This window comes from Mycolicibacterium sp. ND9-15, from assembly GCF_035918395.1.
GTDB lineage: Bacteria > Actinomycetota > Actinomycetes > Mycobacteriales > Mycobacteriaceae > Mycobacterium.
The window spans coordinates 2,577,593-2,590,952 of the sequence record NZ_CP142362.1 but is presented as its reverse complement, the minus strand read 5'-3'; the positions used below and the strand labels follow the sequence as shown (position 1 = coordinate 2,590,952).

Below are 13,360 nucleotides of genomic sequence, written 5' to 3'. Positions count from 1 at the left end.
ACCGGCGTCCGAACACCGATGGCGCGGAGGCGATATGGAGAGAGAGTCCGGCCGGGCGATCGAGATCGCCCCGTTTCATTCGCGCGGTTCACTCAAGGGTTTCGTGATTTCGGGCCGCTGGCCGGATTCGACCAAGGAGTGGGCGCAGTTGCTGATGGTCGCCGTCCGGGTCGCATCGCTTCCTGGATTGCTCTCGACGACAACGATATTCGGCGCCCGTGAAGAGTTGCCCGACGAGCCCGAACCCAACACCGTCGGCCTGGTCGTCGCCGAAGGCACCGTTGTCGGCGAATCAGCGGTGCCGCCAGGATATTTCGCCGAGCACCAGCCGCCGGCCCTGCTGATGCTGCATCCGCCCTCGGAGACCACGCCGTCACTGCCGGAGTGCACGGGTGCCGCATCCGGTTGCGTCCTACTGCCCGGCCTTCCCCATCTTGGCCTCGAGCATCGTGCCGCGTGGGTGGAAGCCGAAGCTGACGGGACGGTGACATCGATGGTGAGCAGGGTCGGTGTCGACCCGATCAGCCACCCGGACACCGCGATCCTCGCGATGCTTCTTGCGGCATAAGGGTTTTCGAACCATTTGATTTGGGCCCCTGAACGGCGGATTCGGGCAGCCGAAAATCGGGGAGCGCTGGCGTGAGCGCATGTCCGTGGCTATGGTCGGTGGGGTAAGCGAAGGGGAGTAGCCCCCAATCGTCGTGTCGACATACTGGCGCAAGCCCGGCCGGCGAACCGCACCTCGTGAGAGGCGTGGTGGGCGAGACCTTCGACCGAAGCCGGTGGGCGTGAGATCGATCCCGTCGGCGACGCGTCGAAAGGGTCGTCCGAATGCTCACCGCCATCCTGGTCAGTCTCGCCGTGGTCTTTGTCGCCGAACTCGGCGACAAGTCGCAGCTGATCACCGTTACCTACTCGCTGCGTCACCGATGGTGGGTGGTGCTGTCCGGGGTCGGCATCGCCGCAATGCTGGTGCACGGCCTGTCGGTGACGATCGGACACTTCCTCGGGTTGACGATGCCCGAGCGTCCGATCGCCTTCGTCGCGGCCGTCGCGTTCCTGCTGTTCGCGGTGTGGACGTGGCGCGAACGGGGCGACGACGGTGCAGAGGTGCGGATCGCCGAACCGCGCTTCGTCGTCCCCGCGATCGTCTCGTCGTTTGTGCTCGCCGAACTCGGCGACAAGACGATGCTCGCGACCGTCGCCCTGGCCAGCGACCGCAACTGGGCCGGCGTCTGGATCGGCGCGACCGCCGGCATGGTGCTGGCCGACGGTGCCGCCATCGCGGTCGGCAGGCTGATGCACAAACGACTGCCCGAACGCTTCCTGCACGGCCTGGCCAGTGTGCTGTTCCTGCTCTTCGGGCTGTGGCTGCTGTTGGACAGCGCGCTCGGGCTTCGCTGGGTGGCCGTGGCGGTCACCGCTTCGGTCGCCGTCTTGGCGGCGACGGCCTGGCTGATCCGCAACGGGACCGTGGGCACGCGTCGCAGGATCGGGAAACCCATGTGTCGTCAGGGCGTCCGATACTGGCAAACATAGATTTGTGCTCCCATACCCGAAGTCGGCGTTGCGGGCGACGTTCGGCGAGCTTTCCAGAGAAACGATTTTTGACGCTTCCATAAAATTGCTCGACGGAGCCGCTATTGTTTGCTTCGCCGCACCTTGAAGTGGAGGTGCGGGCACCCGCCGAGTCCGTCGCCGGCGCCGCTGGAGGCGGTGGCCGTCGAAGCGGTGGATCAACTTTTCCACCGTTTGCACTTGGTTGAGGCCACGACACTCGCTACCATGATCAGCAAATACGCCGCATATACACCGCTCGTCTAAAGCATGTGGAGGTCAAATCTATGAGCACGACGTTCGCCGCTCGCCTGAACCGGCTGTTCGACACGGTCTACCCGCCGGGACGCGGCCCCCACACCTCTGCGGAGGTGATCGCAGCGCTCAAGGCCGAGGGCGTCACGATGTCTGCGCCGTACCTCTCGCAGCTGCGCTCGGGCAACCGCACCAACCCTTCTGCGGCCACCATGGCCGCTCTTGCCAACTTCTTCCGGATCAAGCCGGCGTACTTTACGGACGACTCGTACTACGAGAAGCTCGACAAGGAGCTGACCTGGCTGGCAGGCATGCGTGACGAGGGCGTCCGACGTATTGCCGCACGCACCGTCGGATTGTCGCCGGAGGCGCAGCAGGACATCGTCCTGAAGGTCGATGAGCTGCGTCGCCGCGAGCACCTCGACGATTAGCCCGACGCGGTCGGCACCGCCGTAGCTGGCGAAGCACGCCTGTGTGATCAGCTACGCGGCTCGACGCGCTGAACCGTTACGGATCAGCGCGCGGTATTGCTCGGCGATGTCGAGAATCCACTCGCGGTCCGAGTACTCACTGGGCTGCCGCAGCCAGCCGAGGCCGGGAAAGCTGACCCGCTCCGATTCCGAGGCGTCCTCACGTCCGGAATAGATCCACTCGGCGATCGCGCGCGCCTGTTCCTTCGGCGGCACCGGCGGTGACTCGAGCTCGGTCTCATCCAGATCGGGGTCGTCGCCGGATACCGCGCCAGCCGAATCGACGCGGAGCTTGCGCCTATATTCGGCGGCCGTGGCCTCCAGAAACAGCCCGTCAGAGATCAACGACATCCGCTCGGCCACCCGGAACACGAGCGGTCCACGAGGCCGCACCCCGATCCCGATGTCGGGGTGCCTTCGACCCAACTCGGTGAGGATCGGCTGGATGACCCGGAGTTCCCGCCTGGCGCCGAACCAGTCCTCGACACTGGGCAGCAGCGCCCCTGCAGCGACGACCAGCATCGCGCAGGTCAGAAGCGTCGCTGCGGCTCCCACACCCACCGGACCGCCCCTACCGACAGCGCGCAAGAAGGCGAACGCGAAAGCCACCACGATCAGCACGATGCCGATGGTGAACACGAACAACGCGCGACCGCGGCGGCTGCGGTTCGAATACCGTAGACCGGCCCACGACACCAGTGACAACGCCAGCAACACGTAAAGCAGCGGCAGGAGCCACGGCAGCGAGTAACCGCCGCTATTCAGGTTGTGTCCCAGATACTCCTGCGGGGACATCTCGGGTTGCCGGCCCACGCCGAAGAAGGCCACCACGCTCACCACCGCGATCGCCGCCGCGACGGCGTACTGCGCGATGGCGATCTTGCGGATCGTCCCGGGTCTGCGCACCGACGACGCGGCCGTGATCATCACGCAACTGCCGGCCGCACACCCGACGAGCGCCACCTGGGACAGACCGATGGAGATGTTGGGCCACCGCAACACCGTGTCGACCAGCAGGGTCAGCGGCTGCCAGTTCAAGGCGGCGACCAGCGCCAGGCTGGCCAGCGCCAGGATCATCGCGGTGCTCACCAAGCTCTGCTTGTTGACCAGGGCCCAGCCGATGCGTAGGCCGGTGGCCAGCCCGAGCAGACCGGCGATCACCCAAATGATCAACCAAACGCCTCTCCGAGCCGGACCTGGACGATCGAGGAGCGGTCGGATGGCAGCCGGCCAAGCCGGTACAGCAGCAAGGCCGCGAAATCTTCGGCCTCCTGCTCAGCATCCTCACCGGCAGGCCCCATGCAACCGGTCCGCTGGTTGAGCATGTAGCTGATGAGATCGGAGCTGGCGAGTTCCGTGCTCTCCTCGGCCGCCTGAGCGACCGGGATGCCGTCGTGGCCAAGCACCAGATGCCCGAGTTCGTGGGCCAGCGTGCGATCCCACGCGGGTAGACCCTTCTGGATCAGGAAGACGTCATGGTCGTAGTACTGGCGCCACTGCCCACAGACACCGGCCGGCAGATCCGCCATCTTCAGCTCGATGGGTCGATTGCGGTCTTCACTGACGGCCTGGACCAGCCGGGTCAGCGATACTTCCCCCTGCCGCGGTGCCAGTTCGAGCACGGCACCGACCGCGCGGGTCACGCGGCGGTTAGCTGCCATGAGTCCCCCTTTTGACCAGTTTCGCATACGTCGCGGTCCGTACCAGCATGCCCGTAACGCGCGGTGCAGCCAAGACGTAGCCGCTGCCCACTGCGCTGTTATGCGCTGCCGCCGAGCCGCCCGCGGGCCGAACGCGCCGAACGATAGGGTTGTGCTGCACCGACAACCCCGCACACAGCAGTGACGTGAGCAGCTGAGAAGACCATCGGGAGGCAGCCGGGATGAGCCCGTTCAAACGACGCAAAACCCGCGCCACCCGCAAGGCCGAGGCCCGCGCGATCAAGGCGAAGGCCAAACTGGAGGCAAAGCTGGCCGCGAAGAACGAGGCCCGACGCATCAAGGCCGAAACGCGCGCCGAGACCAATGCGCTCAAGGCGCAGCTGAAGGCCCAGCGCGACAGTGACAGGGCGGCACTGAAAGTCGCCGAGATGCAGTTGAAGGCCGCCCGGGAAGGCAAGTTGCTATCCCCGACACGGATTCGCCGTGTGCTGACCGTGACGCGACTGCTCGCCCCCATCGTCGTGCCGGTCGCGTACCGGGGTGCCATCACCGCGCGCGGCTACATCGACCAGCGGCGGGCGGACCGTCTCGGTGTTCCGCTCAGCCAGGTCGGCCAGTTCAACGGTCACGGCGCGCAGTTGTCGGCCCGCATAGCCGGTGCCGAGCAGTCGTTGCGCCTCGTCGCCGAGAAAAAGCCGAAGGACGCCGAGACCATGCAGTTCGTCGCGGCGATCACCGAGCGTCTCGGTGACCTGTCGGCCGCGGTTGCCGCGGCCGAGCACATGCCGGCGCCGCGCCGCCGGTCGGCGCACGCCACGATCGAAAGCCAACTCGAGGGGATCGACGCCGACCTGATGGCTCGGCTCGGCGTGAGCTGAGCGACGATGTCCCCGTCCGACTTCGCAGCCAAACCTCCGTGGTGTGCCGTGCACGCTGACCGACATCACGAACCAAAGGCCATAACACGATGAGAACCATCACCCGGGCGACTCTTCACGCCCTCGTCACCGTCGCCGTAGGCGCAGTCCTGATGCTCTGGCTGGCCGCTGCTGTGCTGATTGGCGCAGGCACCGCCGGCGCGCACGCCACCCGCATCGCCACGGACCCAGCCGAGAACGCCAGCCTGACCCAGGCCCCGGCGGCTGTCTCGGCGACGTTCAGCGAAGAACTACAAGCCCAGTTCGCGGCGATGACCGTTGTCGGCCCGGACGGCAACCTGTGGTCGACCGGCGACCCCCAGGTACAGGGCGCCGTCCTGAGCATCGGCGTGCGTCCGCTCGGGCCCCCCGGCAGCTACACGGTGAACTACCGCGTGACGTCGGCCGACGGCCATGTGATCAACGGCTCGTGGAAGTTCGAGTTGACCGTGCCCGGCACCGGGACACCGGGCCCAGCGGCGTCCGCTCCCGCCGACGCTCCCAGCGAGGACCAATTCCCCGTCTGGCCGTTCTTCGTGGGCGCCGTCGTCATCATCGGCGCGGGCGCGGTGTGGGCGGTGCGACGGCGCGCGTGACGCGTCGAGGCACGGCGGCCGTCGGGGCGCTCCTCGCCGCTGCCGCAACCGTCCTGGCCTGGGCACTGGCGTATCCGCAGGCGCCGCTGGGTCTCACCGCGGTGCGCGTCTTGGCCGACTGCGCCGCCGTCGTCACGCTGGGGCTGACCGTGCTGCCGATGCTCGACGACGAGCGTCACCGGCGCGAACTGTCGACCCGCGCGACGCGGCCGCTGGTGGCGGCATCGGTGCTGTGGCTGCTGGCCGAACTGACCCGGATGCTGACAGCGGCCGCGCTGGCCGCCGCGGTTCCCATCGGCAGGCTCGACGTGCACGCCACCGCCGACTTCGCCGTGGCCACGGCGGCCGGTCGAGCGGGCTTGCTCGCCGTCGCGGCCGCCGCGGTCATATTCGCGGCCGCGCTGGCCGTCCCCCGGTCCGCCTCGTCGAACGTCGTGATGATCGGTGCCGCGGCGGTCGGTGTTGCCGCGCGTCAAGTCACCGGCCATGTCTCGGAAAGCCCGCTCGGTGGCCTTGCCGTGACCGTGCACACCCTGGCCGCCGCGCTGTGGTGCGGGGCGCTGGCCGGTCTGGTACTGACCGTCGACCACCGCGGCCAGTGGGCCCGGATGCTGCCGCGCTTTTCGCAGTTGTCGCTGGTCTGTGTGCTGGTCCTGCTCGTCGGCGGGGCGGTCGGCGCCGCGGTTCGACTGGGCGCACCGGCCGAGTTGTACGCCACCGGATATGGGCGGGTGTTGTCGGCCAAGATCGCGGTGACCGGGGTTCTCGTGGTCCTCGGCTGGCGTAACCGCACCATGTGGTTACCAGCCGCAAAGTCGCATCGAGCCTCCGCAGTGGTGTCACAACATCGGTCGCGGCTCGAAACCGCGCTGATGATCCTGGCGCTGGCGCTGGCGGCCGGACTGGCCGTCTCCGGTTAGCGCCACACCCGACCTGGCATGATGACCCTGGCGGAGACAGATACTGCAAAGGAGCAGCCCGATGCCAGACCAGCAGGGCCGACCCGACGAACGGCCGCAAGGCTCACCACCGGCCGATGAGTCGACCCCGCGGTCCGCTGCCGCGGAGTCGGCGGGTATTTCCGCGGACCCACTGAGCCCTCCGCAGCCGGCGAAGGGGACGCCCGCCAAGAAAGCACCGGCGAAGAAGGCCGCGAAGAAGGCGCCGGCGAAGAAGTCCGCGGAAGCCACACCGGCCAAGAAGGCGGTCAAGAAGGCACCGGCCAAAAAGGCACCGGCCAAAAAGGCACCGGCCAAAAAGGCGGCTGCAGCCAAGCCGGTCGGGGCCGACAGCAGCCTCGAATCCGCGGCTAAAGTGACCGCCGCCCAAGCCAAGTCGACGGTTACCAGTGCCGGCAACCCGGTGTCGGGACCGGCGCAGGTGCCGTTGGCCGGCCCCGAGTCGTCGCGGCTTCCGATTGCCGTGGCGATCGCAGCGGGCCTGCTGGCGATCATCGTTGTGCTGCTGATCCGCCGCGGCGCCGGCGACGACTGACCAAAGCGCTTGACCCTGACGTGGCGTCAGGGTCTGCCTGGCCGAGATGTAGGTGGCCGGCGCGCTGTTCACCCGGTATACGACGACGTCGAAAGGGGCCTGGCGCGTTTCCTGCACGTCATCGTCGTGGCGAGTTCGAGTCGCTTTCGAGACGCTGAAGCCCGTTCCCAACTACGCTGAGAGCGCTGCTGACAGGATCAGCGAAGGTTGGGGGCATGATTGGGCAGCCACCTTCGGGCACGGTGACGTTTCTCCTCACCGACCTCGAGGGTTCAACGCGGCTCTGGGAGCAGGACCCCGAGGCGATGAAGGCCGCGATGGTCCGCCACGACGAGTTGCTCGAGAAACTGATTGCGGCTCATCGCGGCCACGTGTTCGCGCGAATGGGCGACGGAATGGCGGCGGCGTTCACCACCGCGCGTGACGCGGTGGTGGCGGCAGCGGCGTTCCAGGATGCGCTGAGTGCACAGGCCTGGCGAACCGACCGGCCGCTGCGCGCACGGGTCGGACTGCACACCGACGAGGCGGCGGTAGTCGACGACACCGGCTACGCGAGCCTGCCGATCAATCGCTGCTCGCGGTTGATGACCGCTGCTCACGGCGGGCAGACGGTCGTTTCCGGCGCCACCGAGATGCTGCTGCGCGGGCAGTTGCCGGCCGGCATGGATCTTGTCGACCTCGGCGAGCACCGGCTCCGCGACCTCGGCCGACCGACACGGATCTTTCAATTGGTGTGTGACGGTGACCGGGAAAGCTTCCCGCCGCTGCGAACACTCGACTCTTTCCCGGGAAACCTTCCCGCGCAAGTGAGTTCGTTCATCGGCCGTGAAGCTGATGTGGCCCGCGTCGTATCGGCACTCGATGCCTCACGGGTGGTGACCGTGACCGGTGTCGGTGGAGTCGGCAAGACCCGCTTGGCATTACAGGTCGCCGCCGACGTCTTGCCCCACTATCGCGACGGGGCATGGCTGGTGGATCTGGCTCCCATCCGCGATACCGATGGTGTGGCAGGTGCGGTCGCGACATCGCTTCGACTGTCGAACATCGGCGGGAAGTCGTTGGAAGACTCACTGATCGAGGCGTTCGCGCAGTCCCAGCTACTGCTGCTGCTCGACAACTGCGAGCATCTGCTGGGTCCGGTTGCCCGGCTCGTGACGCGGATCGAGCGGGAATGCCCAGATGTGGTCATTCTCGCCACGAGCAGAGAGGGGATGGCAATCGACGGCGAACAATTGATCGCATTGCCACCGCTGGCGGTCGGCGACCCCGACGAGGACGTTGACTCGCTCATACACTCTGACGCGATCGGTTTGTTCGTCGAACGGGCTCGACAAGTCAAGGCGGACTTCGCTTTGACTGCCAGCAACGCCCGTTCGGTCGTGGAGGTGTGCCGGCGTCTCGACGGTGTGGCTCTTGCAATCGAATTGGCCGCCGCCCGAATCATCGCGATGAGTCCCGGGGAACTTCTGACGCGCCTTGACCGCAGATTTCAGGTTCTGGCGGGTGCGCGACGCGGCGCGGTCGAACGCCACGCCACGCTTCGCGCCGCCATCGACTGGTCCTACGACCTGCTCAGCGAGGCGGAGCAGCGACTGCTCGGCCGGATGGCGGTGTTCTCGGGAGGGTGCACGCTCGAAGCAGTCGAAGAGGTCTGCAGTGGTGATCCCGTGCAGCAAGAGGACGTCATGGACATGGTCGCCGGCCTGGTCGCGCGCTCACTGGTCATCGCCGAGGATGCGGACCAGGGCACGCGATATCGGTTGCTGGAAACGATCCGCCAATACGGTGAGGAGAAAATCGCAGAGTCAGGCGAGACCGCCGCGTTGACGATCCGGCATGCCGAGTTCTACGCCGCGTTGTCAGCGCGTGCGACGCAAAACTCCTATGGCCCGGAACAACTGGTGTGGGCCTCCCGGATAAAGCTCGACCACGACAACATCCGGTCGGCTTTGAGCAACGCCGTGGACGCCGGCAACGCCCCGCTCGCGGTACGGCTCGTCGCCAGCCAGCCCCACCAAGAGAAGGCCGAGGGGCCGACGGGCGAGGTACTCCGCATCGAGGCGGCACCCGTCATTGCATTACCAGGCGCTGCCGAGGAGCCCGGGTATCCGTTGGTGCTCATGACCGCGGCATACAACGTGCAAGCCACGGGCAACTGGGACGAAGTCGGCGAGCTCTGCCGACAGGCGGCGGAGGCGCAGCGGCGCATCGCGGGCGCGCAACATTCCGATCGAGTCGAGATGGACACCTTCAGCCTGCGCGCACAACAGGCGCTGGCCGGTGGCGAATACGCCAGGGCGGTCACGGCGTACGGCCGGGCCGCCGAATTGGCGCTCGCCGCCGGGTACACCGGCCTCGCCGGCATTTTCCGGGCGTATCGCGTCCAATGCACGATGCTGGGCGGAATCGACACCGCGCAAACGGTATCGGAGGCCGAAGAAGCGGTCGCCCTGGCCAGGCAGTCAGGTATGCCGGGTGCGATCGTGATCAGCCTGAACGCGTTGGCATTGGCCCTCGTTGACAGCGACCCCGTGCGTGCCCGGGCCGTACTGCGCGAGAGTATCGAGCTCGCCAGCACCCCGGGCCAGGAAGTGTCCTCCGGTGTGCTCACCGCCTGTCTCGTTGCCGGGCGCCTTCGCGATTGGGACCTCACGCTCGCGTTGACAGGTAAGACCATGCGCCTGTGGCGGTGGAGCGTGGCGTTGATGCAAAGCGCGCCATGCCTTTCCCTGTGCGCGCGTGCGATCGCCGACAAGCGGCCCGAGGTGGCAGGTGTGCTGCGAGGCGCGGCCTACGCCGCGTATGCACAAGCAGGTGCATCCGCTGTGACACAGCCGGTCAATACGACATCCGCGGCTTCGAAGGCCAACTTCGTTCTGGCAGCGTTGCAGGAATCCGGTGAAATCGTCTCCGCCGCAATCGGTGACGACCGGCGACGTGAGCTGCGCATTCAAGGGGCCGCCATGACGATGGACGAGGCGATCTCGTATGCGGTGGCCAACATCGAGGCTGAGCCGGCGTAGAGATGACGGCTCCCCGCAATCCGCCCTCGGGCACAGTGACCTTTCTCCTCACCGACTTGGAGGGGTCCACCCGGATGTGGGAGCAGGATCCGAAAGCGATGAAGGCTGCCATGGAACGCCATGACGCCCTGCTCGAGAAGGTGGTTGTGGCTCACCGCGGTTATGTCTTCGCTCGAATGGGCGACGGGATGGCGGCCGCGTTCGCGACAGCTCGCGACGCCGTGGCGGCAGCGGCGATCTTCCAGCGAGCGCTGGCCGACGAGCCGTGGTCGACGCCGCTTCCGCTGCGGGCCCGTGTGGGACTACACACCGACGAGGCCGTCGTGGTAAACGAGAACAACTACGCCAGCCAGCCGGTCAACCGATGCTCGCGGTTGATGGCCGCAGCCCACGGTGGGCAGGTCGTCCTGTCCGGTGCAACCGAAGCTCTGGTGCGCAGCCAGCTTCCCGACCGAGCACACCTGGTCGACCTTGGCGAACATCGGCTTCGCGACCTGGGCCGTCCCACAGAGGTTTTCCAGCTGGCCATCGATGGCCTCGGTCAGGAGTTCCCGCCGCTGCGCAGCCTGGATTCGTTTCCGGGCAACCTTCCGGCACAGGTGAGTTCGTTCATCGGCCGCGAAGCCGACGTGGCGCGGGTCGCGCGAGCGCTGACCGAGTCACGGGTTGTGACGATCACCGGCGTCGGCGGTGTCGGCAAGACCCGCTTGGCAATTCAGGTTGCCGCTGAGCTCCTGCCGCGCTATCGGGAAGGCGCCTGGCTGGTCGAACTGGCACCCGTAACCGAACCGCCAGGCGTAGCCGAAGCGATCTCCCAGGTATTCCAGCCGACCAACCGCACCGGACAGTCGCTGGAGAATGGCCTCGTCGAGACGCTTTCGCAGAAACGTCTCTTACTCGTGTTGGACAACTGTGAACATGTCCTGGGCTCAGTGGCGCAGCTCGCGACACGGATTGAAAGATCATGTCCCGGAGTCGTGATACTGGCCACCAGTCGGGAAGGCATGGCCATCGATGGTGAGCAGCTGATCGCACTGCCGCCGTTGACCACGGGCTCGCCGGACGACGACATCGAATGCGCGATCCATACCGACGCCGTCAGGTTGTTCGTCGAACGCGCGCGCCGCGTCAAGGCCGGTTTTGCGCTCAATGAGCACAACGCCCGCGCGGCGGTGGAAATCTGCCAGCGTCTCGATGGTGTTCCACTAGCCATCGAACTGGCGGCCGCGCGCGTGATCGCGTTGACCCCCGCCGACCTATTGCACAGGCTCGACCGCCGGTTCGAGCTACTTGCCGGCGGCCGGCGCGGCTCCGTCGGCCGGCACGCAACGCTGAGGGCGGCCATCGACTGGTCATACGCACTGCTCGAGCCCGCCGAGCAGCGTCTGCTCGCTCGCATGGCCGTGTTCTCCGGCAGCTGCTCGCTCGAGGCGATCGAGGAGGTCTGCAGTGGTGATCCCGTGCCACGTGCGGCGGTGCTGGATTTCGTCACCAGTCTGGTGACCAAGTCGTTGGTGATCGCTGAGGAGCAAGTAGCAGGTATGCGCTACCGCCTATTGGAAACTCTCCGCCAATACAGCGAAGAGCGGCTCGCCGAGTACGACGAGATCGGTGCCATGCGCAACCGGCACTGTCGCTACTACGCCGAGTTACTGGCGGACGCCGCGCGCGGGAACTTCACGTTGGGGAGGGGCTGGTTTTCGGGTCTGGGCAACTGGACTCGAGGGGTCGGCCAGCGGCAAGTCGGTTCCGAGCGCGACAATATCCGATCCGCGCTCGCCAACGCGATCGCGGCCAACGACGTCGTACACGCTGTGCAGATCGTGGCCAATCATCCCCACCGTCACCGCGCGAACGCCAATCGAATCGGCCAGATGTGGTCGGTGCCGGCGTCGGAAGTACTTGAGATGCCCGGAGCCGCAGAGTATCCCGAGTATCCACGGGTACTGATGGTCGCGGCGTACGAGGCGCTGGACGGCGGCGATCCGAGGCGTGCCGACATGCTTCGCAGTCGAGCGCTGGAGGCTGCTCACGACACGGTTCTAGAGGGCCCTCCACTGGAGATCGACGCCTTCACATTGCGCGCAGAGGCGTCGCTCGCCGCGGGCGCCTTCGTAGACGCGGTCGAGGCTTATGTGCAGGCAGCCGAGCTTGCCGAGCAATACCCCGGCATTGCCGCGATCTTCCTTGCCTACAGCGTCAGCAGCGCGCTGCTCGGAGGCATGAACCGCGACGAGGCGACTTCCAGGGCCGAACGGGCGATGGTCTTAGCCCGCCGGTCCGACATGCCAGGCGCCAGCGTGATAGCACTCAACGCGCTAGCGCTGGCTCTGGTCGACACCGATCCTGAGCGAGCAAGGGCGTTGCTCGAAGAGAGCGCGCAACACTGCAGTACGCCGAGCCAGGAGATCGCTCCTGGGTTCATCACCGCGTCGCTGGTGGCCGGGCGGCTGCGCGACTGGCCGCTCACGCTGTCCCTCGCCGGTCGAGCGATGTACATGTACCGCGGCATCATGAACCCCATGCATTCGGCTCCTTGCCTGGCTGAATGTGCACGGGCGCTGGCAGAGGATCGACCGGACGTCGCCGCGGTTCTGCACGCAGCCGCGTACAGCGCCTTTCGAGATGCCTCGTTCTTCGTCGAGTCAGCCAAGCGGTCGGTTCCATCTACGGGGTCCGCGAGCGGCAACTTCGTTCTCCAGGCTCTACGTGAAGCCCGTGAGATCGTCGCGGCGGCTCTGGGTGACGAACCCGCTCATGAGCTTCGTAGAATCGGGGCGGCGATGGGGTTGGACGAGGCGGTCTCCTATGCGCTGGCCAACATCGACCCGAAGCTGCTCACCGGGCCCATCGCTAGCATCGACGGGTGACCATCGAGCCTCGCCCCACCGCTGACCTCGTCGACGACATCGGCCCCGACGTCCGCAGCTGCGATCTGCAACTCCGCCAGTTCGGCGGCCGCACCCAGTTCGCCGGACCGATCACCACAGTGAAGTGCTTCCAGGACAACGCGCTGCTGAAATCCGTTCTCTCCGAACCCGGCGACGGCGGCGTACTGGTGATCGACGGCGATGGATCACTGCACTCGGCCTTGGTCGGCGACGTCATCGCTGGCTTAGGCGTCGGAAACGGTTGGGCCGGTTTGATCATCAACGGGGCGGTCCGCGACTCCGCGATGTTGCGCACGCTCGACATCGGCATCAAGGCGCTGGGCACCAACCCTCGCAAGAGCACCAAGACCGGCGAAGGGCGACGCGACGTCGCGGTCGAGTTCGGCGGCGTGGTGTTCGAGCCCGGCCACCTTCTCTACAGCGACGACGACGGCATCGTCGTCACTGGACCGTAATTCCTCAGAGGAAACCGACGGATGCGACGGTAACGCAGTCG

At 66.6% G+C, this 13,360-nt stretch carries 12 protein-coding genes; 10 read left to right on the top strand and 2 right to left on the bottom strand.

Annotated elements, in window-relative coordinates; translation table 11 throughout:
* Positions 1-34: 34 nt before the first annotated feature.
* The 3 genes from QGN32_RS12625 to QGN32_RS12615 all read left to right on the top strand — a co-directional run bounded on the left by QGN32_RS12625 (position 35) and on the right by QGN32_RS12615 (position 2,243).
* Positions 35-568 carry a peptidase gene (locus tag QGN32_RS12625; RefSeq protein ID WP_326544742.1) on the top strand — a complete coding sequence of 178 codons (534 nt, stop codon included), beginning with the start codon at positions 35-37 and terminating at the stop codon, positions 566-568.
* 263 nt (positions 569-831) lie between these two features.
* Positions 832-1,539 carry a TMEM165/GDT1 family protein gene (locus QGN32_RS12620; RefSeq protein WP_326544741.1) on the top strand — a complete coding sequence of 236 codons (708 nt, stop codon included), beginning with the start codon at positions 832-834 and terminating at the stop codon, positions 1,537-1,539.
* A gap of 305 nt (positions 1,540-1,844) precedes the next feature.
* A complete protein-coding gene (locus QGN32_RS12615; protein WP_326544740.1) occupies positions 1,845-2,243 on the top strand; it encodes a helix-turn-helix transcriptional regulator in 399 nt (132 codons plus the stop codon).
* 51 nt (positions 2,244-2,294) lie between these two features.
* Here the strand turns inward: QGN32_RS12615 and QGN32_RS12610 are convergent, their stop codons facing one another.
* Positions 2,295-3,455, bottom strand: a complete 1,161-nt coding sequence (locus tag QGN32_RS12610) for a hypothetical protein (protein WP_326544739.1) — start codon at positions 3,453-3,455, stop codon at positions 2,295-2,297.
* Positions 3,452-3,943, bottom strand: coding sequence for an ImmA/IrrE family metallo-endopeptidase (locus QGN32_RS12605; protein ID WP_326544738.1), 492 nt, complete (start codon positions 3,941-3,943; stop codon positions 3,452-3,454). The genes QGN32_RS12610 and QGN32_RS12605 overlap by 4 nt, the downstream gene beginning before the upstream one ends.
* 221 nt (positions 3,944-4,164) lie before the next feature.
* Between QGN32_RS12605 and QGN32_RS12600 the strand changes: the two genes are divergently transcribed.
* The 7 genes from QGN32_RS12600 (at position 4,165) to rraA (ending at position 13,319) form a co-directional block, all read left to right on the top strand.
* Positions 4,165-4,821 (top strand): DUF6474 family protein, encoded by a 657-nt coding sequence (locus QGN32_RS12600; RefSeq protein WP_326544737.1) that lies wholly within the window; start codon positions 4,165-4,167, stop codon positions 4,819-4,821.
* A gap of 89 nt (positions 4,822-4,910) precedes the next feature.
* The gene (locus QGN32_RS12595) at positions 4,911-5,456 is read left to right on the top strand and encodes a copper resistance CopC family protein (RefSeq protein ID WP_326544736.1); all 546 of its coding nucleotides are present in this window, start codon (positions 4,911-4,913) and stop codon (positions 5,454-5,456) included.
* Positions 5,453-6,376, top strand: a complete 924-nt coding sequence (locus QGN32_RS12590) for a CopD family protein (protein ID WP_326544735.1) — start codon at positions 5,453-5,455, stop codon at positions 6,374-6,376. The genes QGN32_RS12595 and QGN32_RS12590 overlap by 4 nt, the downstream gene beginning before the upstream one ends.
* A gap of 61 nt (positions 6,377-6,437) precedes the next feature.
* Positions 6,438-6,950: a hypothetical protein gene (locus QGN32_RS12585; RefSeq protein WP_326544734.1), complete on the top strand. Its 513-nt coding sequence runs from the start codon at positions 6,438-6,440 to the stop codon at positions 6,948-6,950.
* A gap of 215 nt (positions 6,951-7,165) precedes the next feature.
* Entirely contained in the window at positions 7,166-9,973 is a 2,808-nt protein-coding gene (locus tag QGN32_RS12580) for an ATP-binding protein (protein ID WP_326544733.1), read from the top strand.
* 2 nt (positions 9,974-9,975) lie between these two features.
* Positions 9,976-12,843: an ATP-binding protein gene (locus QGN32_RS12575; protein ID WP_326544732.1), complete on the top strand. Its 2,868-nt coding sequence runs from the start codon at positions 9,976-9,978 to the stop codon at positions 12,841-12,843.
* Positions 12,840-13,319, top strand: coding sequence for a ribonuclease E activity regulator RraA (rraA, locus tag QGN32_RS12570; RefSeq protein ID WP_326544731.1), 480 nt, complete (start codon positions 12,840-12,842; stop codon positions 13,317-13,319). The genes QGN32_RS12575 and rraA overlap by 4 nt, the downstream gene beginning before the upstream one ends.
* The last annotated feature ends 41 nt before the right edge of the window (positions 13,320-13,360 follow it).

Bases quoted from the DNA above. Each gene is read 5' to 3' on its own strand.
- QGN32_RS12625 (WP_326544742.1), top strand. From the start codon at position 35: ATGGAGAGAGAGTCCGGCCGGGCGATCGAGATCGCCCCGTTTCATTCG.
- QGN32_RS12620 (WP_326544741.1), top strand. From the start codon at position 832: ATGCTCACCGCCATCCTGGTCAGTCTCGCCGTGGTCTTTGTCGCCGAA.
- QGN32_RS12615 (WP_326544740.1), top strand. From the start codon at position 1,845: ATGAGCACGACGTTCGCCGCTCGCCTGAACCGGCTGTTCGACACGGTC.
- QGN32_RS12605 (WP_326544738.1), bottom strand. From the start codon at position 3,943: ATGGCAGCTAACCGCCGCGTGACCCGCGCGGTCGGTGCCGTGCTCGAA.
- QGN32_RS12600 (WP_326544737.1), top strand. From the start codon at position 4,165: ATGAGCCCGTTCAAACGACGCAAAACCCGCGCCACCCGCAAGGCCGAG.
- QGN32_RS12595 (WP_326544736.1), top strand. From the start codon at position 4,911: ATGAGAACCATCACCCGGGCGACTCTTCACGCCCTCGTCACCGTCGCC.
- QGN32_RS12585 (WP_326544734.1), top strand. From the start codon at position 6,438: ATGCCAGACCAGCAGGGCCGACCCGACGAACGGCCGCAAGGCTCACCA.
- QGN32_RS12580 (WP_326544733.1), top strand. From the start codon at position 7,166: ATGATTGGGCAGCCACCTTCGGGCACGGTGACGTTTCTCCTCACCGAC.
- QGN32_RS12575 (WP_326544732.1), top strand. From the start codon at position 9,976: ATGACGGCTCCCCGCAATCCGCCCTCGGGCACAGTGACCTTTCTCCTC.